This window comes from Candidatus Planktophila sp., from assembly GCA_030681675.1.
In the GTDB taxonomy this organism is placed as follows: domain Bacteria; phylum Actinomycetota; class Actinomycetes; order Nanopelagicales; family Nanopelagicaceae; genus Planktophila.
Genome location: JAUXRP010000012.1, coordinates 1 through 19,533 on the forward strand (window position 1 = coordinate 1; position 19,533 = coordinate 19,533).

General features: G+C 47.2%; 19 protein-coding genes and 1 tRNA gene. 11 read left to right on the plus strand and 9 right to left on the minus strand.

The features are described 5' to 3' along the window. Together Q8K48_02850 and Q8K48_02855 are read left to right on the plus strand one after the other, a co-directional pair. A partial coding sequence (locus Q8K48_02850) for a hypothetical protein (protein ID MDP1851338.1) occupies positions 1 to 427 on the plus strand: 427 nt, incomplete at its 5' end. Between the two features lie 65 nt (positions 428 to 492). Further along, positions 493 to 1,167, plus strand: a complete 675-nt coding sequence (locus tag Q8K48_02855) for a cyclase family protein (protein MDP1851339.1) — start codon at positions 493 to 495, stop codon at positions 1,165 to 1,167. Between the two features lie 55 nt (positions 1,168 to 1,222). Here Q8K48_02855 and Q8K48_02860 read toward each other — a convergent pair whose 3' ends face one another. The 4 genes from Q8K48_02860 to hemE all read right to left on the minus strand — a co-directional run bounded on the left by Q8K48_02860 (position 1,223) and on the right by hemE (position 5,757). Further along, the gene (locus Q8K48_02860; protein MDP1851340.1) at positions 1,223 to 1,651 is read right to left on the minus strand and encodes a VOC family protein; all 429 of its coding nucleotides are present in this window, start codon (positions 1,649 to 1,651) and stop codon (positions 1,223 to 1,225) included. Between the two features lie 139 nt (positions 1,652 to 1,790). Further along, positions 1,791 to 3,446, minus strand: a complete 1,656-nt coding sequence (locus tag Q8K48_02865; GenBank protein MDP1851341.1) for a DUF885 domain-containing protein — start codon at positions 3,444 to 3,446, stop codon at positions 1,791 to 1,793. An 86-nt stretch (positions 3,447 to 3,532) separates the two neighbouring features. Continuing rightward, complete coding sequence (locus Q8K48_02870) at positions 3,533 to 4,693, minus strand: TIGR04053 family radical SAM/SPASM domain-containing protein (protein ID MDP1851342.1); 1,161 nt, start codon at positions 4,691 to 4,693, stop codon at positions 3,533 to 3,535. Between the two features lie 2 nt (positions 4,694 to 4,695). After that, positions 4,696 to 5,757 carry a uroporphyrinogen decarboxylase gene (gene hemE / locus Q8K48_02875; GenBank protein MDP1851343.1) on the minus strand — a complete coding sequence of 354 codons (1,062 nt, stop codon included), beginning with the start codon at positions 5,755 to 5,757 and terminating at the stop codon, positions 4,696 to 4,698. Between the two features lie 9 nt (positions 5,758 to 5,766). Here hemE and Q8K48_02880 point away from each other — a divergent pair, with 9 nt between their 5' ends. The 6 genes from Q8K48_02880 (at position 5,767) to Q8K48_02905 (ending at position 12,522) form a co-directional block, all read left to right on the plus strand. Continuing rightward, positions 5,767 to 7,056 carry a glutamyl-tRNA reductase gene (locus Q8K48_02880; protein MDP1851344.1) on the plus strand — a complete coding sequence of 430 codons (1,290 nt, stop codon included), beginning with the start codon at positions 5,767 to 5,769 and terminating at the stop codon, positions 7,054 to 7,056. Next, a complete protein-coding gene (hemC, locus tag Q8K48_02885) occupies positions 7,049 to 7,987 on the plus strand; it encodes a hydroxymethylbilane synthase (protein ID MDP1851345.1) in 939 nt (312 codons plus the stop codon). Before Q8K48_02880 ends, hemC begins: the two co-directional genes overlap by 8 nt. Next, positions 7,980 to 8,729, plus strand: coding sequence for a uroporphyrinogen-III synthase (locus tag Q8K48_02890; protein ID MDP1851346.1), 750 nt, complete (start codon positions 7,980 to 7,982; stop codon positions 8,727 to 8,729). The genes hemC and Q8K48_02890 overlap by 8 nt, the downstream gene beginning before the upstream one ends. Before the next feature lie 15 nt (positions 8,730 to 8,744). After that, positions 8,745 to 9,728 carry a porphobilinogen synthase gene (gene hemB / locus Q8K48_02895; GenBank protein MDP1851347.1) on the plus strand — a complete coding sequence of 328 codons (984 nt, stop codon included), beginning with the start codon at positions 8,745 to 8,747 and terminating at the stop codon, positions 9,726 to 9,728. Next, the gene (gene hemL, locus Q8K48_02900; GenBank protein ID MDP1851348.1) at positions 9,725 to 11,047 is read left to right on the plus strand and encodes a glutamate-1-semialdehyde 2,1-aminomutase; all 1,323 of its coding nucleotides are present in this window, start codon (positions 9,725 to 9,727) and stop codon (positions 11,045 to 11,047) included. Before hemB ends, hemL begins: the two co-directional genes overlap by 4 nt. A gap of 104 nt (positions 11,048 to 11,151) precedes the next feature. After that, complete coding sequence (locus Q8K48_02905; GenBank protein ID MDP1851349.1) at positions 11,152 to 12,522, plus strand: deoxyribodipyrimidine photo-lyase; 1,371 nt, start codon at positions 11,152 to 11,154, stop codon at positions 12,520 to 12,522. On the opposite strand, the gene Q8K48_02910 is transcribed toward Q8K48_02905, so the two are convergent. The 4 genes from Q8K48_02910 to Q8K48_02925 all read right to left on the minus strand — a co-directional run bounded on the left by Q8K48_02910 (position 12,488) and on the right by Q8K48_02925 (position 17,150). Then, positions 12,488 to 13,855, minus strand: coding sequence for a GGDEF domain-containing protein (locus Q8K48_02910; GenBank protein MDP1851350.1), 1,368 nt, complete (start codon positions 13,853 to 13,855; stop codon positions 12,488 to 12,490). The two genes, Q8K48_02905 and Q8K48_02910, sit on opposite strands and share 35 nt — an antisense overlap. 94 nt (positions 13,856 to 13,949) lie before the next feature. After that, positions 13,950 to 14,597 carry a hypothetical protein gene (locus tag Q8K48_02915; GenBank protein ID MDP1851351.1) on the minus strand — a complete coding sequence of 216 codons (648 nt, stop codon included), beginning with the start codon at positions 14,595 to 14,597 and terminating at the stop codon, positions 13,950 to 13,952. Between the two features lie 107 nt (positions 14,598 to 14,704). Further along, the gene (locus Q8K48_02920; protein MDP1851352.1) at positions 14,705 to 15,472 is read right to left on the minus strand and encodes an SDR family oxidoreductase; all 768 of its coding nucleotides are present in this window, start codon (positions 15,470 to 15,472) and stop codon (positions 14,705 to 14,707) included. Positions 15,473 to 15,479: 7 nt separating this feature from the next. After that, entirely contained in the window at positions 15,480 to 17,150 is a 1,671-nt protein-coding gene (locus Q8K48_02925) for a GMC family oxidoreductase (GenBank protein ID MDP1851353.1), read from the minus strand. Positions 17,151 to 17,208: 58 nt separating this feature from the next. Here Q8K48_02925 and Q8K48_02930 point away from each other — a divergent pair. The 3 genes from Q8K48_02930 (at position 17,209) to Q8K48_02940 (ending at position 18,916) form a co-directional block, all read left to right on the plus strand. Further along, positions 17,209 to 17,281 (plus strand) — tRNA-Arg (locus Q8K48_02930). Positions 17,282 to 17,697: 416 nt separating this feature from the next. Beyond that, a complete protein-coding gene (locus Q8K48_02935) occupies positions 17,698 to 18,306 on the plus strand; it encodes an LPXTG cell wall anchor domain-containing protein (GenBank protein MDP1851354.1) in 609 nt (202 codons plus the stop codon). 151 nt (positions 18,307 to 18,457) lie between these two features. Further along, a complete protein-coding gene (locus Q8K48_02940; GenBank protein MDP1851355.1) occupies positions 18,458 to 18,916 on the plus strand; it encodes a class D sortase in 459 nt (152 codons plus the stop codon). A 48-nt stretch (positions 18,917 to 18,964) separates the two neighbouring features. On the opposite strand, the gene Q8K48_02945 is transcribed toward Q8K48_02940, so the two are convergent. Beyond that, a complete protein-coding gene (locus tag Q8K48_02945; GenBank protein MDP1851356.1) occupies positions 18,965 to 19,525 on the minus strand; it encodes a hypothetical protein in 561 nt (186 codons plus the stop codon). Positions 19,526 to 19,533 lie beyond the last annotated feature (8 nt).

Genomic DNA, 19,533 nt, shown 5'->3' on the forward strand with positions numbered 1-19,533 from the left:
TATCGGGGCTGGTGAGCCTTTGCTTGGCGATCTAATAGGGTGGCGCAAACTCACGGTCGGCGATCGAAGCTGGCGCATTATTTGGAGAAGCACGAAGGATAAATCTGGCGGCGAGATAATTGAAATAGCTCAGGTCTGGGCAATTGGCGCACGGAGTGATTCCGAAATCTACAATGAGATGAAGAAAAGAATTGCATCTGCTCCATCCTCGCCTAAAACAACAGCATTGTTCGACGTTCTCGAACTATTCGGTGAAAAAGTTGGCGACATTGTTGCATCACCGGAACCAGAGGACTCACCTGCCCCCAAGTGGTTACTGAATAAACTCGAGCACAGCCTCGGTTTGCACCAGGATCAGATACGTGGGCTCTCTGTTGAACAGGCGATGGAGATTTGGGAAGAGTACATAAGTAGGCCGAAGCAGTAGCCGTGGTTTGCGCTGGAACGAAAACCTCCGCGCACAACCGGAGGTAGACCAGATATATTCTGGCAATGAGTGAATACCGAGCACATTACGTTGATCTAAGCCATACGATTGAAATCGATAAAATCACTTATCCAGGTTTTCCAGCTCCAGTGATCACACCACATTTAACCCGTGAGAATTCTAAATCTATCTATGCGCCCGGCACTGAATTTGCGATTGACATCATCACCATGATTGGCAATACCGGAACATATCTGGATAGTCCATACCACCGATATGCCGACGGCGCTGACTTGGCAGCACTTGACCTTAGAACATTGGTAAATCTGCGGGCTGAAGTGTTTCACTTAGATGGGTCGCTTGAGAGGGGCATCCCTGCAGAGGTCTTCTACGACCGCAATCTGGTCGGTGCTGCAGTCCTTCTACACACGGGCTGGGATCGATTCTTTGGTACGCCGGAATATGGGATTGACGCGCCATTCTTGACGGAATCTGGCGCAAGTTACTTAGTACAAAGTGGAGTGCAACTTGTAGGAATTGATTCAGTCAATATTGACGACACTCAAAGTGGCGGAACACGTCCTGCGCACTCTCTTTTGTTGGCAGCTGGGATCCATGTTGTTGAACATTTAACCAATCTTGCAGAACTTCCGCCACAAGGAGCACGCTTCACCGCAGTTCCACCAAAAATCAAGAACTTCGGAACATTTCCAGTCCGTGCATTTGCCGAAATCGCCTGAGCATGATTGAAGTAAGACTGCCAACCCCGCGAATCGTTAATGCAACTCCATGCTCTCAGGTGACATGCAATGATCCATCCTCGTTGAAATCAAATGCTCCCCATGCGACTTCCCATAAGTATCCATCTGGATCAGTGAAGTACCCGGAGTAACCGCCCCAAAAAGTATCGGCAGCGGGCTTCACAATGTTGGCACCAGCCGCTTCCGCAGTTGCCAACACCTCATCCACTTCGCCCCGTTCCCTCACGTTATGTGCCAACGTGATCCCGGAAAACTTCGAGCGTTGCTCATTCCAGTCGGAGCCAATGTCGCCAGCGAGATCTTGGTAGGGGTAGAGCGCGAGTGTGACACCGAGTGTTTGGAAGAAGACTATGCCGCTTTCAGGTGATCGGTTGGTCGGCAATTTAAGTCCGTCCTTGTAGAAGCGGTACGAGCGCTCAAGATCGGCTACACCTAAAGTGATAATCGATATGCGGGGTTCCATTGCCGAAGATTACTACTCATCATGTACGACCCATCAAGGGCGGTGTTACGAACTTACGTCAAAGTCTGTATGGCATTTGTTTATGTCACTCTTTCTTAAACGGTCTCATGAATTTTCAGCAATAACTTCAAGAACAAATTTAGTTGCCGTCCCACTTAGCGATTTCAGCCTTGAATGGATCAAGGCCCATTGGACCCTGCCTAAAGGCATAGGCATGGAACTTCTTTAATGAGAACTTGTCGCCAAGACGTTGCTTGGCTTCTGCGCGGGCATCGAGCCAGAACTTTTCACCCACCTTATAAGAAATTGCCTGAGCAGGGCGTCCCAAGTAGCGATCGATTTCACTTCGAGCAAAACCCTCATCGAGCAACGCGTTATTGATCATCAATTGAACCGCAGATTCGGCGCTCCAAATATTTCCCTCTGGATCTTTGTACCCCAGGTGCATTCCGATATCGACCACAACGCGAGCGGCCCGCATTGCCTGCATCGAGAGCATGCCCATTTCTTCCCCTGGATCCGTGTAAACACCTAGCTCATCCACAAATCGCTCTGCGTATAGCGCCCAACCTTCCGAAAGCCCACTTACCCAACCCTCAAGACGCTGGAAGCGGCTAATACGTTCGCGCTCCACGACCGTGCTGGCAATTTGCAGGTGATGGCCGGGTACTGCTTCGTGGTACCAAATCGTTGGCATTTGCCACCAGGTAAATTCACTCTTGCCCAATGTTGGAAACCAGGTAGTTCCTGGTCGGGAAAAATCCTCAGAAGGGCGTTGGTAATACGGCGCGGCAGCGCTTCCCAACGGAGCCAACTTCACATCACAAAATCGAATCCGCTCATCGATGTCGAAGTGAATGCCATCCATCGCCGCAACTGCATCATCGGTGAATGTGCGCAGTCGGCGCAGCATTTCATCAGCCCCATGCACTGCGTACTTGGGGTCTGCATCAAGATGATCAGCAACCTCCCGCAGAGTCAGCGCACCCGGTTTGATTCTTTCAGCAACTTTCCACATGCGTTCATTGATCTGCGCCAAATCTGCCAAGCCCCACTCATAGGTGGCACGTAGGTCAAGTGTTGCACCAGTGTAGAAACGCACCCAGCGTACGTATCGCTCCTCACCTACCCCGTCGGTTTGCGTGGCCATCGGTAAGTAATTATTTATTAGCCATTGCCCCGTTTCACCCGCCGCCTTATCGGCAGCGATGCCCGCAGCATGTAGTTCGGGATACTTTCCCGCAGAATCGAATCGCTTGGCAAGTCCGGTAAATGCACCTTCAGAAAAGGTCGCCAATTGCTTTGCCACAGTTTGAGTTTGGCGAACGGTATTGACCTTTCCCATCTTTGCTAGATCGTTGATGCATGAAATCCAGGACTTGAGAGCACCATCAACTGCATTCATGCGCGCGGTGATATTGGCAATCTGCGCAGGCGTATCGTATTTCATCACTTCAAAGACTTGGCGAATTAACGTGCCAGGAGAGGAGATCACCGCCCAGCTATTTTGTGGATCATAGGCCTCTGCCAGAAGTAGTTGAGTTGACAGTCGCTCTTGCATTACATCACGCGCAATTCGATCAATCTCATCAATCGGTTCTAGTTTGCTTAACCGTTCTAAGCCAGAGCGAATGTGCTCCAATCTCTTAACATATCCCTGAAGTGAGAAGTCGTCGAGCTGATCATCCAAATCGTTCTTACCAAGAAAAGTCAGAGCAATAGGGCTCAACTTCTCACCTTCGGTTGTATACGTATCGCCAAGTTCAAAAATGGGAGAACGAAAGTTTGAGTCCATGGCACTTTTATATCAGTCAAGAGCAGGCACGTCGATAGCAAAACTCTTCCGTGACCGCCAGGACGCTTAGACCTCTAAAGAAATCTTTAGTCGGACAGTAGTGCCATTGGTGATCCCTCAGGAATGTAGATGCAAGCGGGATCCTCACCCAGTGCATTACCTGTGGCGGCATATGCGCGCGCACGCGAGCCCCCGCATAAATCGGCGTATTCGCAGTAGCCACATCGACCAGAGAAGTTGGAAGATCTGATCTCGCGAAGCAAAAAGTTATCTCGATAGATTTCGGCGATTGGATGCTCGCGAACATTTCCTAGTGGCTGTGGTAAAAATCCGGCCGGATAAATCTCACCTTCATAAGCTACAAAGACAATTCCTTTACCATCACGGGTAGCCGTTGTGTGCGCGCGCATTCGCATTGTTGCTGGACCCAGTAGTGAAATCAATCGTTGCGATAATCTTTCATAAAGTGCACTTACTGGTGCTTCATCCCCAGCAAGTCGACGAGTGACAATACGTCGGAAAAATGGAGCTTCGACTGTGCGAATAATGAAACCGTACTGCGATGCGTCGTAGAGGAAGTGACAGATGTCTTCGTGCTCTTGCGGGGTAATGGCTTCAGTCGATATTCCGCGACCCATTTGAACAAGAAAGAAAACCTCCCAAATCTGTGCGCCGGCATCTGCGACGATCTTGGCAATTTCGACGAGTTCATCGACATTGGATCGCATTACCGTGGTGTTGACCTGAACTGTCATTCCAGCTGCAGTCAGCGCACGAATCGCTTCAACTGTTTTTTCAAAATGTCCAGGAATGCCTCGCACTGTTTCATGTGTCTGGGCTATTGCACCATCCAAAGAGATTGAGACTGCTTTCACTCCACTGGTACGAATTCGCTCAATCATTTCAAGGGTAAGCGATGGAGTTACGGATGGAGAGAGAGCAACCGGTACTCCTAATTTAACTGCGTGCTCAACAAGAGTGAATATATCCGGGCGCAACAGACAATCGCCACCGGTAAGAACAAGTATTGGAAAGGGTCTTCCAAAGGCGGCAACTTGATTTATAAGTTCCAATCCCTCAGTGCTGGTGAGTTCGCCCGGAAGAGCTTCTGCAGTAGCGCTAGCCCGGCAATGTTTACACGCTAACTGGCAGGCACGAGTTGTTTCCCAGAAAACTAACATGGGACGTTGTCCGTAATCTAAACGGGGTTTTGAACTCGTTGCGACATTGCTGTGATCATGCGCCATTGTTAAGCCCCATCTCCGTGAATGAAGGCGACCATTCGAGTAAGAATTTCTGGATCGGTATCTGGCGGTACTCCATGTCCGAGATTTATTACATGGGCCGGTGCAAGTGAGCCACGTTCCATGACATCAGTGACATGAAGTTTTAATTCATCCCATGAGCCACTCAGTTTTTCCGGATTAATATTTCCTTGCAGGGGTACAGCCCCACCCAAAATTTCATTTGCTACATCCAATGGTGTCTCTGAATCAATTCCCATAACGCTTGCACCGACATCGCGCATCTGCGTCAGCATTGAACCAGTCTTAGTTCCAAAGTGAACCCGAGCTACCGGCAGATCTGAAAGTGAAGCCATCACGGATTTCGAGTGAGGCGCAGCAAAAACTACGTATTCATCTAGAGAGAGTTTCCCAGCCCATGAGTCAAAGAGTTGAAGCGCACTTGCTCCTGCCATTACTTGGGCGCGGATGAAAGTACTTGTTGTCCGAGATACCCAAGAAAGTATGTCGTGCCAGAGTTGCGGGTCATTCTTCATTAGCGCGCGAGTTATTGGTAGATCTTTGGAGGGAGCTCCTTCAATTAAATATGACGCTAGCGTAAAAGGAGCTCCACCAAAACCGATCAAAGGTGTTGTACCAAGTTCTGCAATAACTATCTGGATCGCTTCGGTAATTGGAACCAGTGCATCTATATCGAGTTGACGAAGATTGTTTAGATCTTGTCTTGTCCGAACAGGCTGCCCGAGTACGGGTCCAACTCCTGAAACTATGTCGACATCTACGCCAGCCAAACGCAGTGGAATCACAATGTCACTAAAGAATATTGCAGCATCTACTTTATGTCGGCGCACTGGTTGGAGTGTAATTTCAGCGGCAATTTCTGGGCGCAGGCAGGATTCCAGCATGGGAATCCCTTCCCGCAGGGATCGATATTCAGGAAGAGATCGACCCGCTTGACGCATCATCCAGACTGGTTTGTACGACGTGCGGATACCCTGGTAAGCCTTAATAACATGGGAATCAGCGGTCAGACCAGAGATGAGTGGATGGGTCAATGGTAAGGACACGGGAATATCATGCCATTGAAATGGGGTTACTATTCGCGAGTGGCGTTGGTATTAATTGGTGCGAGTCATCACAATCTCTCACTTGCTAAACTCGAAATACTTGAGCAAAGAGCAAGTGATGTACGTAAACACCTATTCAACTCTTCAAGCAGCGAGCACGGAATAAATGGCGGAGTTCTCATCTCCACGTGTAATCGCTTTGAGGTTTATTTTGATACCGAAAAGTTCCATGGTGCTGTCGATCACGTTATAGAAGTGATCAAAGAAATCTCCGGTTTAAATGAAGTTGAGCTTAACCAGGTGCTGCAAGTATCTAGTGGCATGGAAGTAGTCCAGCATCTTTTTGCGGTCTCCGCAGGTCTAGAGTCCATGATTATTGGTGAGGCAGAAATCTCCGGCCAAGTCCGCAACTCTTTTAAATTAGCTCAAAAAGAGAAGAGCACCACGCCGCTGTTGGAACAGCTCTTTCAACGCGCCCTTGCAAATTCGAAGGTCGTGAAACATTCAACTGGTCTGGGTGCAGCAGGTCGATCGATCATAGATGTTGGACTTACCATAATTCAAGATAGGTACGGCGAGATAGCGGGCAAACCGGTAGTTGTGCTAGGAACAGGTGCTTATGCACGAGTCGTAGTTGCCGCTCTACAACGCAGAGGCTGCTCCGATATATCTGTTTGTTCCTCCAGTGGACGGGCTCATCAATTTTCTCAATCTCACAATACTAAGGAGATAGCCAGCGATGGACTTGCCAAAGCAATCGCCCAGGCGGTCTTGGTTGTTGCCTGCAGTGACAATTTAAATCCGGTAATCGACGATGCACTGATAAAAGCAGCTCGCAACGGAGCGCAGATACTTCCGATTATCGATGTTGGGCTTACCTCAAATCTTATGCCTGAAGTAAAAGGTATGGACGAAGTCGACGTCATTGATCTCGAAGTCATCCGCGAAAACGCTCCTCAGGAGTATGGCACGGAAATTTTCCAAGCCCACGAGATAGTGCAAAAAGCGGTACGTGAATTTGATAGCGAGCAGTTAGGTCGATCGATGGATCCGGCCGTAGCTGCTATGAGATCTCACGTAGGTATTTTTATAGATTTGGAAGTGCAAGGTGTACGAGAAAAATCTGGTGATGAAATCGCAGCCCAAGTTGAACACTCATTGCGGCGGGTAACTAATGCTTTGCTCCACACTCCCTCTGTGAGAGCACGTACTCTTATTCGCTCAGGAGATCAGAACGATTATCGACAAGCGCTGCAGGTTCTTTTTGGAATTGATCTTGAAATAACGAAAGATGTCTAAGAGAAACCTTGTTTTAGGAACACGGGGAAGTCTTCTTGCAACAACTCAAGCTCGACTCGTAGCAAATCTACTGAACTCCAGTACTGGTTTAGAGATACATGAATCAATTATTCGTACCGAGGGAGATGACGTTTCTACATCGCTCACGCAGTTAGCGCGACCTGGTGTCTTCGTGACGGCATTGAGGGCGGCGCTTAAAGCCGGTGAAGTTGATTTGATTGTTCACTCTTACAAGGATCTGCCCTCTTTACCTGAACCCGGTATTGTTATCGCCGCGGTTCCAAAGCGGGAGGACTATCGAGATGCGCTTATCTCCAGAGATAATCTGACTCTCTTAGAACTACCCGCGGGCGCTAAAATTGGAACCTCTTCTCCCCGGCGGGCGGCCCGAATTTCTCACTTTCGCCCCGATCTTGAACTCCATCCAATACGCGGAAATGTGGATTCTCGCTTGGCAAAGGTAGCGCGGGGTGAGTTTGATGCAGCAGTCCTGGCAGTGGCTGGTCTAAACCGCCTTGGATATGCGGAAAAAATTTCCGAGTACTTTACTCCAGATCAACTACTGCCTGCACCGGCGCAAGGTGCACTCGCAGTTGAGTGTCGCAGCGATGATGCGGAGTTGATTCAGATGCTTGCGTTGCTTGAGGATCAGCACTCCAGAGTTACAACAACGGCCGAGCGAGCAGTTCTCGTTGGAATTTCAGCGACATGTGCTACGGCTATCGGCGCGCTCGCAACGTATAGTGGCGGAATCTTGCACCTCGTCGCCGAACTTTCGGCAGCAGATGCGGATGAGCATGAAAGAAGTTTTGCGAGCCAGAGTGAGGTGGGTCTACTGGATCTATCATCTGCACAAACTCTCGGATTGTCTGTGGCAGAGCAGATTATGAAAACAAAACTTGGTTTACGCTTTGGTTCAACTCGTGGTTAAGCCAGTGCTATTGATTCGAAGTGAGAATAACGGAGTTGATTCGAGCGCTCTGGAAAAACTTGGAATCCCTTCCCACGTCGATCCCTATCTGGAGATCACTACCGCTAGCGATCACAGTGCAGGATTGAAACTGATGGAGCTTTTGCGTACTTCGCAGCAACGGCTCTGGGTCATCGCCACGTCGAGAAATTCGATTCGATACTGGGCAGATTTAGTTGGGGAAGCGCAGTTTTGTGCGGAGTTGAAAAGCCATGAACATCTGAAGTTTGCAGCTATAGGTGAGGCCACTGCGCAAGTTCTACGAGATTATGGGGCATCGGAAATTTTCCTGCCCTCCGATTCCAGGGCTGAGATTTTGGGGCAAGAACTGGCTAAACACGATCGGCAATCGCATGCCTTAATACCAGGCGGAAATCTCGCGCTGCCAAATTTGGCCGCAATTTTGCGGAGCTCTGGATGGAGTGTGCACACTGCCGAGGTTTATAGAACTTCACGCGTAAGCAAGGAGCCGCCATCGGCCAACCTTTTGAGAGATGGTGCATTCAGTGCCGTACTCCTACGATCGCCGAGTGCGGTGGATGCCTTAACCCATTTTGTCCCACACCCACCCGCACCATTAGTGTGTGCTGGCGCCACCACGGCCGCTGCAGTGCAAGCTCACGGTTTGCAGGTCGATGCCATTTCGGCGCAGCCCACCCCGGAGGCGGTAGCCGACACTATTCATTCTTTAATTTTTCATTAGCGATAAGGTAAAAACATGGAACTGATTGAACGCCCCCGCCGACTTCGAAGCAGCGCGATACTTCGTGCAATGGTGCGCGAGACGAGTATTGCGCCTGCCTCGCTAATTCTTCCGGTCTTTATTCGAGAAGGTTTAATGACACCAAAGCCAGTTGCTGGAATGCCCGGTGTATTTCAACATACGAAAGATTCATACAAAGCTGAAATCGATCGTGCGCTAGATGCAGGTATCGGTGGCGTTATGGTCTTCGGCATTCCCGAAAAGCGCGACCCGTTGGGAAGTGAGGCGTTGAATCCAGAAGGCGTACTTTCAACTGCGATTCGCGATGCGCGTGCACGTGCCGGAGATGAGTTGGTGATTGTGGCAGATTTGTGTCTGGATGAGTTCACAAGCCACGGACATTGTGGCGTACTTGATCAAGATGGAAATGTAGAAAATGATGCAACTCTAAAAATTTATGGCGAGATGGCTAAAGTGCTTGCGCAATCAGGTGCTCACATGGTTGGAACAAGCGGCATGATGGATGGACAAGTTGGAGTAGTTCGCCAATCACTAGATTCGATAGGGCGTAGCGATGTTCTGATTCTTGCCTATGCGGCAAAATTCGCATCGGCTTTCTATGGACCATTTCGCGATGCAGTCGAATCCCAACTGCAAGGGAATCGAAATACTTATCAACAAGATCCAGGAAATATTAAAGAGTCCATGCGCGAAGTTCGACTCGATGTATCGCAAGGTGCCGACATCGTGATGGTTAAGCCGGCACTTGCCTATCTCGATGTTTTATACGCAGTTTCGCAGGCCGTTGATGTTCCGACCGCTAGTTATATAGTTTCAGGAGAGATGGCAATGATTGAAGCCGCTGCGGCGCAGGGTTCGCTGGAGCGCGAACGGGCGATACTTGAGGTTCTTGGATCTGTTAAACGAGCTGGCGCTTCGGTGATCTGCACGTATTGGGCGATTGAGGCCGCTGCGATGTTAAAGCGGAATCTTGTATGACATCGGGACAATCAATTGCACGCTCTGAGAATTGGCATGCGCGAGCATTAAAAATAATTCCGGGCGGTGTTAGTTCTCCAGTGCGAGCTTTCTCTTCAGTTGGAGGAACCCCGCGCTATTTCGTTGAGGGGCGTGGCTCTCGCGTAATCGATGTCGATGGAAATGAATATGTTGATCTGGTTGGATCTTGGGGTCCCATGATTGTTGGACATGCCCACCCTGAAGTAGTGCGGCGAGTAACTGAGTCGGCCGCAAAATCATCCTCCTTTGGCGCTCCCGGCCCAAACGAAGTGCTATTAGCTGAAGAGATGCAGCGACGGGTCACAGCAATTGAAAAAGTACGTTTTGTTTCATCGGGTACTGAAGCGGTAATGACTGCGGTCCGCCTGGCACGAGCGGCAACGAATAGAAATATAATCGTAAAATTTGTGGGCTGCTATCACGGTCACGCCGATGCCTTACTTGTGCAGGCAGGGTCCGGGGTTCTAACTCTTGGTCTTCCAAATTCACCAGGTGTTACACCGGGAGCAGCGCAAGATACGGTGGTAGTTGCTTATAACGATGGAGAAGCTATTACTTCGCTTTTTGCGCAGCGTGGCAGTGAAATTGCCGCAGTAATTACCGAAGCGATTCCTGCAAATATGGGGGTCGTTCCTCCACTACCAGGTTTTAATGCGCTGCTTAGCAATCTCTGCAAAAAATACGGTGCTTTATTTATTCTGGATGAAGTTATGACTGGCTTTCGCGTATCTTCCGGAGGCCTGTGGAGCCTGGTCCAATCCGAAGAGACATGGACTCCCGATTTATTTACTTATGGAAAAGTGATTGGTGGGGGATATCCAGTTGCTGCAGTGGCCGGTGCTGCCAAGGTTATGGAATTGCTGGCACCGCTAGGCGCTGTTTACCAGGCCGGAACTCTCAGTGGTAACCCGGTAGCAACGGCTGCAGGCCTTGCAACTCTGGAGCTATGTGATGATGAACTTTATATGATGCTTAATCGTCGGGCAGATGAAGTTGGTGAAGTAGTGTCGGAGGCGTTGACCGAGCAAGGCGTGGCGCATAGATTACAAAGAGGCGGGAATCTATTTTCAGTTTTCTTTTCTCCTAACGAAGTTCGCTCATTCGAAGACACGCAACACCAAGATGTGAAGCAATTCGCGGCCTTCTTTCATTCGATGCTCTCGCAGGGGGTTTCTCTTCCACCATCGGCTTATGAGGCGTGGTTTGTTTCAGGTGCACATAGCGATGAAGATATTGAGTTAATTGCCGCTGCCTCCAAAGTTGCTGCAGTAGAGGCGGCGCGCTCAAAAAGCACCTAGATATTCGCGCTTAACTCGATACATTGCATTATCGGCCCATCGGATTAAATCAGGGGTGTAGAGCAGTTGGCGTTAACTATCTTTCATAGTGGTTAAATCTACCTATGGCGACACCAAAACGAAGCATTATGTGGTTTCGTCGTGACCTTCGCATAGGTGATAATCCCGCACTCCTTGAAGCAATCTCAAAAGCCGATGAAATTGTTGCACTCTTTATTCTCGATAAATATTTAATTGATGGCGCTGGTGGCAAAGGCTTGGCATATCTAGGGCAATCTCTGCGGGCTTTAGATGCTTCGCTCGCACACTCATTGCATGTGATGATCGGGGATCAAAACGAAGTACTAAAAGATCTAATGCAGCGCTATAACGCTGACTCCGTACATATTTCTGCTGAATATGAACCCTATGGAGCAGCGAGGGACCTGCGAGTTGAAGCCGCTGGCATTCCCTTGATACGGAGTGGAAGCCCTTATGCGGTAGCACCAGGGCGAGTGGTAAAGCCAAGCGATGCGACACCTTACAAGGTCTATACGCCTTTTTATCGAGCATGGTCTGTCCATGGGTGGCGAAAACCTGCCGAAACACCTAAGAATATTAAGTGCGTGATGCCAAATGAAAATGACAGAAACTTTCCTGATTGGCCTTTACCCGAAGGAGTGTCAATAACCACCGCAGGTGAATTGGCCGCCCTTGAGCGCTGGAAATACTTTCAAGAAAATGCATTAGAAAATTACGATGAAGCACGTAACGTGGCAGCCATCGATGGAACTAGCAAACTCAGTGCTCATTTAAAGTGGGGAGAAATTCATCCTCGCACTTTGTTGTCAACTCTCGGTGAGAGCAAGGCACACGATACTTTTAGGAAGGAGATCGCTTGGCGCGAGTTTTACGCCGATGTTCTTTTTAATAATCCAAAAACCAACAAGGAGTATTATGCGCCTCGATTTGCGCAGATGCGATATGACAAACCTGATTCAAAATTTGAAGCGTGGAAAAATGGGCTAACAGGATTTCCATTTGTAGATGCGGCAATGCGTCAGTTAACTCGTGAAGGTTGGATGCATAATCGAACTCGGATGGTCGTTGCCTCCTTTCTTGTTAAAGATTTGCATCTTGAGTGGCAGTTAGGCGCTGATTATTTCGAAGAACATCTAGTGGATTTTGACGTGGCATCAAATGCGCACGGTTGGCAGTGGACTGCGGGTACCGGTACCGATGCTTCACCGTATTTCCGAGTATTTAACCCCATCGAACAGGGAAAACGATTCGATGTCGAAGGAGATTACATCCGCAGGTATATCCCAGAGCTAGCCCATTTATCGGCCGATGAAATTCATGAGCCGTGGCTTGCGACCGATGGATATAGCAATGGTTATCCTCGGAGAATTGTTGATCATGCCATTGAGCGCTTAGAGGCCTTAGCACGGCTTAAGGAGATTAAAGCCGACAAACCCCAAGACCCTCACGTTTAGCTCGATACATTGCATCATCGGCCCGACGAAGTAAATCCGCCGATCCATTGTTTGCAGCCACACCAATGCTGACTCCAATGTTGATGTTTTCATCGTCAATTGAGAATGGATAACTCAATGTTGCTCGCAACGCTAATGCGATATCCATCGCCGATTCATAGCTACCTTCGATCAAGACACCAAACTCATCGCCGCCTAATCGCGCAAGGAGTGCGCCGTGCGGAAGGGAGCGGCTAAAGCGAAGGGCTACTTGCTGAAGCACTTTGTCACCAGTGATGTGACCGAAGGCATCATTAACTGGCTTAAATCCATCTAAATCCAGAAGCAAAAGTGAGCCGGTTTTATCCATAAAGACTTCAATCTCCGAAATTAACTTTCTTCTATTGGGCAAACCAGTCAATTCATCGGTACGTGCCAAAATTCGTTCATGACCGATATTTCGAGCGGCCCTTAATGCAATGGTCATACGAATAAATGCTAGGAGCAGAGTCGCTATTGCTGGGAAGAGCACAAAGCTTGGGAAAATACCGGGGCGAAGCGCTATTAATGCCAAGAAAGTAGCACTTAAAAAAACTGACAATGCAATCAAACTTGGACTCGTGCCATGCTCTTCCAAAGCATCTCTTCCTCTAAACCAGAAGCTTGAAGCGATAAGAGTAATCCCCACCAGCCAACCGTCATCAATCAGAGAACTGAAAGTATAAGTACCTCGAATATGCATTCCTAGAAATAGAAAATCAGTGAGTGCAAAGATTAAAATACCTAAGATAAGCATGCAACCTCGATATGAAAATCCCTGTGCAAGAACTGCAGCTAGAGTAAGAGAAATTAAAATTAAATCGGCAACTGGGTAAATCACAGCGAAAAAGCTTTCACTGAGTTGTCCATCAAAGTGAGGCAAAACGGGCTTTAATAATAGTGTCGCTCCAAGCGTACTTAAACCAAGTCCAATTATTGATCCATCAAAAATTTCGAGAAGTGAAAACTTTCGCCCTGTAGATAATAGACGTGGAAGACTTAAGATCGCTAAGGGATAAAAAAGTAGATAAGCGAAATTTGCAACAAGTTGCAGAGAAGGCGAAATTGAGCGGTCAAATGAGAAACTAGAGATTAATGATCCACTGAACCAGAGAGTAATTGCTATCGCAATGAGTGGCTGTGCAAGGCGATCATTGATTCGTGGAGCAGTGAGCACAAGGGCGATTGCACAGAGCGGGACAACGTTATAAAGGTAAATCTCGCTCCACACCCCCTTTTTAGAGGGGAATAGGTTCAGAGCTAGATGTAAGCCCAGAAATGCCGGAGCCGCAGCTCGCAGCCACATCGTGCGCATCTACTCACGGTAGGTACAAATATTTCGATTATGAATAGGGAAAGCCCCACTACGCGAGCATGTAGTGGGGCTACTCCAGAAATTACTGAGTGGGTTATAGGCCTCTAGTACAGAGAAGTTGAGCAGTTTCCTTAATTGAACCGACAGATGATGCCAACCGAGTTGGCTGACTCGTCGCAACAGTTCTCGCGGATTCAAGGTTTCTGATACTTGAATTGATGCTATTAATCTTGCTTGTATAGGCACGAACTGCCGCGGTCCATGAACTAATCGCAGTATTAATCGATCCAACAGCAGTAGTGAGAATCTTTTTATTTGCATCGGTTGTCGCAGCCGCCAATTCAGCTTTTGTCGACTCTAATTGAGCTTTTGCAGCAGTGAGGCGGAGATTAGCTTCATCGAGTTTCAATTGAATTTCAGCTTTGTTAGCAGTTTCATTGGCAATTCCAAGATCTATAACTGGAATCTGCGCGGCATATTTCTCGGAAATTGCAGTTGAATCTCTCTTGGCTTTTACAAAGTTGTTTGCTGCGATCAGGCAATCAATTGATAGCCATTTCATTTTTGCATTTGTGACCATGGGGTTTTTTGCACACTTGTATTTTCTGCCACTAACCTTTGTTGTTTGGTTCAACTTTGTACATTTGACACCGTTTGAAATGGTGACTGCAGAAGCAGGGACAGCTGTCATTACTCCCGCAACTACAAAGAGTGCAACGCCAATTGAAATGAGTTTACGCATTTGAAAACCTCCGTTGGATATGGCGCAATCTTAACCAAAACCACTTTGGAAAAGCCTGTTAAACCACGTATTAGTCGATGAATTCACTGTGAATTTAAAATGCACCCTTATCGTCGCTGTTTCACGCGCACCTTCATGCCGAATTTTCGCACCATAGAGCGTGGGGCATAGCGCATAACAAAAGTTAATATTTGGTACTGCCAACCCGGAATTGAGATCGCCTTACCTTTAAGGGCATCGCTCCACGCTTTGGCAACGAGTTTATCGGCGTTTAGCCACATAAAATTGGGTAATCCCTTCATTGACATTCCTCCACGCTGATGAAACTCAGTACGCGTAAATCCAGGACATAAGGCGGAGATTTTTACTTTGGTGCCGACTAATTCAGTATTGAGAGATTCTGATAATACTGTTAAGTAGGATTTTGATGCGCTGTATGTACCGCCTGCAATAAAGCCAGCCACCGAGGAGACGTTAATTATGATTCCCTTATCGCGAGCTCTCATCTTAGGCAGTGCACTATGCATGAGCCGCATCGGGGTACGTACCAAGACATCAAGAAGGCTTTGCTCGTCTGTTAGTGCGCTTGCGGTAAATGCCTTTTTAATTCCAAAGCCGGCATTGTTAATTAGGACGTCGATTTCATGCTCGGCAATGTAGAGCTCTACCAAAGAACATCCCTCATCTGTGGATAGATCGGCTTGAAGCACGATTGTTTCAATCCCAAATGTATTCTGCAAAGCGGTGGACCGTTCGTGCAAACGCGGTAAATCGCGTGCGACTAGAACGAGGTTGTAGTTATTTGCAGCGAGTAGGCGCGTGAAACTCTCACCGATTCCAGCAGTTGCCCCTGTAACTAATGCCCATGATCTCATTGCTCTCCTAAGAAATTTTTAATTCACCGAGTGCACCGGCCGGCACAAATGGTTTGTTGGGCGCGATTGGGGATAGACGTTTGTACTCCGAACCTTGCATTGGTCGGATATCGACATCGCCTTTATTGGGCCACATCGATATTGCACGCTCTGCCTGAGCAGTAATTGTAAGTGAGGGATTGACTCCGAGGTTAGCGGTAATCGTTGAACCATCGACAATATGCAGGGTCGGATAGTTATAAACACGGTGATAAGGATCGATAACACCATGTTCAGCGTCAATTCCAATCACACACCCACCAACAAAGTGAGCGGTAAATGGCGCATCAATCAGATCACCAATGTGTCCACCGGCAATTCCATTATGCTTTTTGGCGATACGGCGCACAACCTCATTTGCCGCTGGTATATAGGTTGCATTGGGTTTCAAGGGATCATTTTTCGAGGTTAAATGCCAGCCAAACAGGCCACGTTTTCGACTTACAGTCACAGATGAATCGACATTTTGCATAGTCAGAGCGATAACGGTTCGTTGGCTCCAACGGCGCACATTTAATATCTTTCCAAGAAGAGAAGGTTTGGCAACGAACTGTTTGAGCCAATGTTTTCTGCGCCCTTTAGAATCATATCCATCGGTCATAATGGTCTGCATTAAACCCATGAAGTTACTGCCCTTTCCATATCTGACCGGCTCGATGTGTGTGTGCTCATCCGGAAAAAACGAAGATGTAATTGCACTTCCGGTGCTGAAGTCAATGTCAATATTTGGCATCATTGCACCAGTCAGTGCCTCGCTATTTGTGCGGGAAAGTTGGCCCAGTTGATTAGATAACTGTGGAAGCGAATTACTTTTCATAGCATGCAAAAGTTTCTGAGTGTTATATGTACCTGCAGCGACGATAACTTGATCGGCTTTAAATTTAATAGAACGTGCAAATGGATCATCAGTTTTAACTGCACGGATATCCCATGTTCCATCACTACTTTGCGAAAAGGACTTTACTGTAGTCATGGGAAAAACTATTGCACCGGCAGATTCAGCCAGACCCAAATAGTTTTTAGGGAGTGTATTTTTTGCATTAAAGTGGCAACCTGTCATACAAGCTCCACACTGCTGACAACCGCTTCGGTCGGGTCCAACGCCGCCGAAAAATGGATCCTTAGCACTTATGCCCTTACCCTCACCGAAATAGATTCCGACCGGTGCCATTTTGAACGTGTGTCCAACACCAATTTCATCAGCGACTTCTTTCATCGCCTGATCGCTTGGTGAAAAATATGGATTTTCTACAACACCTAACATGCGTCGAGCTTGGTCATACCAAGGCTCAAGCTCTGACTTCCAATCGGTGATTGTTGCCCACTGTGCATCGTTAAAGTATGCATCACCTGGTTGGTACAAAGTATTTGCATAAACTAGTGAGCCGCCACCAACTCCGGCACCTGCCAAAATTAAAACATCTGGAAGTACATGAATGCGTTGAATTCCGTAACAACCAATAGCTGGGGCGTAAAGAAACTTACGCAAGCGCCAAGATGTTTTCGGGAAATCCTTATCGCGAAAGCGCCGCCCTGCCTCAAGAACGGCGACGCTATAACCCTTTTCACGCAGGCGCAGCGCTGAGACCGAACCACCGAAGCCAGATCCGATAATTACAACATCAAAGTTTTTAACCATTTATTTGAGTCTAACTCGCTCATAAATTCATGACAAGATTGCCCTCGATATCCAGCAGGTCCTCGTAGCTCAGTGGATAGAGCAATCGCCTCCTAAGCGGTAGGTCGCCGGTCCGACTCCGGCCGAGGACACTCATCTCCACTGTAAATTGAACCGTGCCCTTAATGTGCCCGGTTCATAACTTTTCTTAACACCAAATCAGTTATTCAAGTTATAAATGCTAAATATTTAGTAGGGCGAGTTAAACATTCATCAAAAGCAACGGTAGATAAATTGGTATTTCCAATCTGTAACGTTTGTGTAACTTTCTGAAGATCTTAGTTAATGTGCGCTCCTAAAGTTTGAGATCTTAATCTTTTAGAAGGATTCCTAATGTTTATACCCTAATCTTTTAGAAGGATTCCTAATGTTTTCGCTCTAATATTCGAGAAGGATTACTAATGTTCTCTGTCCTGATTTTTGCATAAGAAAGAGCTAATCAAGTCTAATATGAAAAAATCAGAGAAGATTTTCTTCTTTGTAATTATTTGAAAAACGGAGTAACAGAATGGCAATTAAATATAGGAAAAGTTTAGCAATTATCGGTACTGCATTTCTAACTTTGTTTGTACTTGCACCTTCGCATGGAGCCTCGACACAAAATAGTTCGCCAGTCGGTTCCGTAGAAACAATGGGAACGATTCACGTAATAAATACAGTTATTAATGACAACGGTGGAACGAAACTCCCAAGTGATTTCATTTTCACAGTAAAGCATTGGGGAACTGATGTAGTGGGAAGTCCATTTGCAGGTGCCAATGGTTCTGGAGTTACTTTCGTGGTTGTGCCCGGAAGTTATGTGGTAAGCACTCCAGTTATAGATGGCTATTTGGGAAGTTGGAGCGGCGAAGGGACGGTTGCTGGCTTGGTTATGTTAGAAGCTGGACAAGTAGTCACAATCACAAGAACGAGTGAAGATGTGGGTCCATTTGGCCCATACGAAGTATATGTGCCCATAGATATTCCAACGGATGAGAATGGTGGAAATGATCCAACGACAGAGGATGGTGGAACCCTGCCAAATACTTCATCGCCTTGGTTTAACTATTTGGTTGCAGGATTATTAATTAGTGCTGCTGGAGCAGTGGGACTTCGTAAATCTCGCGTGCTTAGCTAACTAATAAAAAACACCTGAAGTGAGGCGATCTCAATTAGCGTTTGTTTTGGTTTCTATACTATTCATTTCAATAGGACTAGAAGCGTCTAGTTACGCAGGGGTCGAAATATTGAAGATGAACTCCAATTTGGGCAGGCAGGATTTGCCCAAATTGGAGTTATCAATTCAAGCAAAAGCAAAGATAGTGCTAGCTCAACCAAAAATTGGGGAAGTTATAGGCGTACTCTCAATTCCTCGACTTAAGCGTGATCTTCCAATAATAGAAGGGACTACTCCTAAAGAATTGAAGCGAGGCGTTGGGCACTATGTAAGAAGCGTATTGCCGGGGGTAAGTGACAATTCGGTACTAGCTGGTCACCGTGGTACAGTTTTTAAAAAATTGAACAATATTAAGATTAAAGATTTACTAATAGTGACAACAGAACATGGCGAATTCATTTACGAGGTTTATAGGATACGAATCGTTAAAGCGAATGATAAAACGGTAATTGTGCCAAATGAAGATGCGATACTGACTCTAAGCACTTGCTATCCATTTAGATTTGTAGGTAACGCGCCGAAGCGGTATATCGTTCAAGCCAGCTTGGTAAATACTGAACCTATTGCTTGACGAATCAGAGGGTCTCTGCTTGATAAAGAGGCCAAAGGGGCACATTAATTATCGGGCGTTGTGAATTTGTTGCCAGGTATTACGCGTCAAAGTGAGATCGCCTTCTGCCGAAATTTCATTAAGGAATAGATCAAAACTACTTCCGTTATCGCCGAGCTCTACATTTATTGAATTACGGGTGGCGAGAAATAGTTCAATATTTGAATGAATTGTGGAAACATAAAGGCGAACTACGTCAACTTCTTCCTCAGGCGTCCAGTCTCCCGGCTTCATTAAAACTCCGTGCGCGAAGGCGTCAATTATTGAAGAGCGGTAGGTGCTGTTGCGCAAGCGATGAAGAAAGCTATCGACGGTTGCTTCGTAATCTCTTTTCAAATGAACGTATAGGACTTCTCTTTCTTTGAATCGCTCACTCAAAGGGCCGAGGAACCAACACAGTCGATTATCTGCCTCAATATGAAACTGAGGATATGCAAAACGTTCGTCTCCAAACTTGCCGCCCCGTGACTCATGTGAAGCCGAGTAGTTTGATAAATGTTTGCATGCCTCTACGAAAGATTTAGAACCTGATCTTCCTGGGCTCAAAACAAATACATTCTCATATCTCACTGTGACAC

What these genes read in the sequence shown, in the direction of transcription:
- Q8K48_02905 (MDP1851349.1), top strand. Translation starts at nt 11,152, where the DNA reads ATGGCGACACCAAAACGAAGCATTATGTGGTTTCGTCGTGACCTTCGC.
- Q8K48_02880 (MDP1851344.1), top strand. Translation starts at nt 5,767, where the DNA reads ATGCCATTGAAATGGGGTTACTATTCGCGAGTGGCGTTGGTATTAATT.
- Q8K48_02870 (MDP1851342.1), bottom strand. Translation starts at nt 4,693, where the DNA reads ATGGCGCATGATCACAGCAATGTCGCAACGAGTTCAAAACCCCGTTTA.
- Q8K48_02920 (MDP1851352.1), bottom strand. Translation starts at nt 15,472, where the DNA reads ATGAGATCATGGGCATTAGTTACAGGGGCAACTGCTGGAATCGGTGAG.
- Q8K48_02910 (MDP1851350.1), bottom strand. Translation starts at nt 13,855, where the DNA reads ATGCGCACGATGTGGCTGCGAGCTGCGGCTCCGGCATTTCTGGGCTTA.
- Q8K48_02915 (MDP1851351.1), bottom strand. Translation starts at nt 14,597, where the DNA reads ATGCGTAAACTCATTTCAATTGGCGTTGCACTCTTTGTAGTTGCGGGA.
- Q8K48_02860 (MDP1851340.1), bottom strand. Translation starts at nt 1,651, where the DNA reads ATGGAACCCCGCATATCGATTATCACTTTAGGTGTAGCCGATCTTGAG.
- hemB (MDP1851347.1), top strand. Translation starts at nt 8,745, where the DNA reads ATGGAACTGATTGAACGCCCCCGCCGACTTCGAAGCAGCGCGATACTT.
- hemC (MDP1851345.1), top strand. Translation starts at nt 7,049, where the DNA reads ATGTCTAAGAGAAACCTTGTTTTAGGAACACGGGGAAGTCTTCTTGCA.
- hemL (MDP1851348.1), top strand. Translation starts at nt 9,725, where the DNA reads ATGACATCGGGACAATCAATTGCACGCTCTGAGAATTGGCATGCGCGA.
- Q8K48_02925 (MDP1851353.1), bottom strand. Translation starts at nt 17,150, where the DNA reads ATGGTTAAAAACTTTGATGTTGTAATTATCGGATCTGGCTTCGGTGGT.
- Q8K48_02935 (MDP1851354.1), top strand. Translation starts at nt 17,698, where the DNA reads ATGGCAATTAAATATAGGAAAAGTTTAGCAATTATCGGTACTGCATTT.
- Q8K48_02865 (MDP1851341.1), bottom strand. Translation starts at nt 3,446, where the DNA reads ATGGACTCAAACTTTCGTTCTCCCATTTTTGAACTTGGCGATACGTAT.
- Q8K48_02855 (MDP1851339.1), top strand. Translation starts at nt 493, where the DNA reads ATGAGTGAATACCGAGCACATTACGTTGATCTAAGCCATACGATTGAA.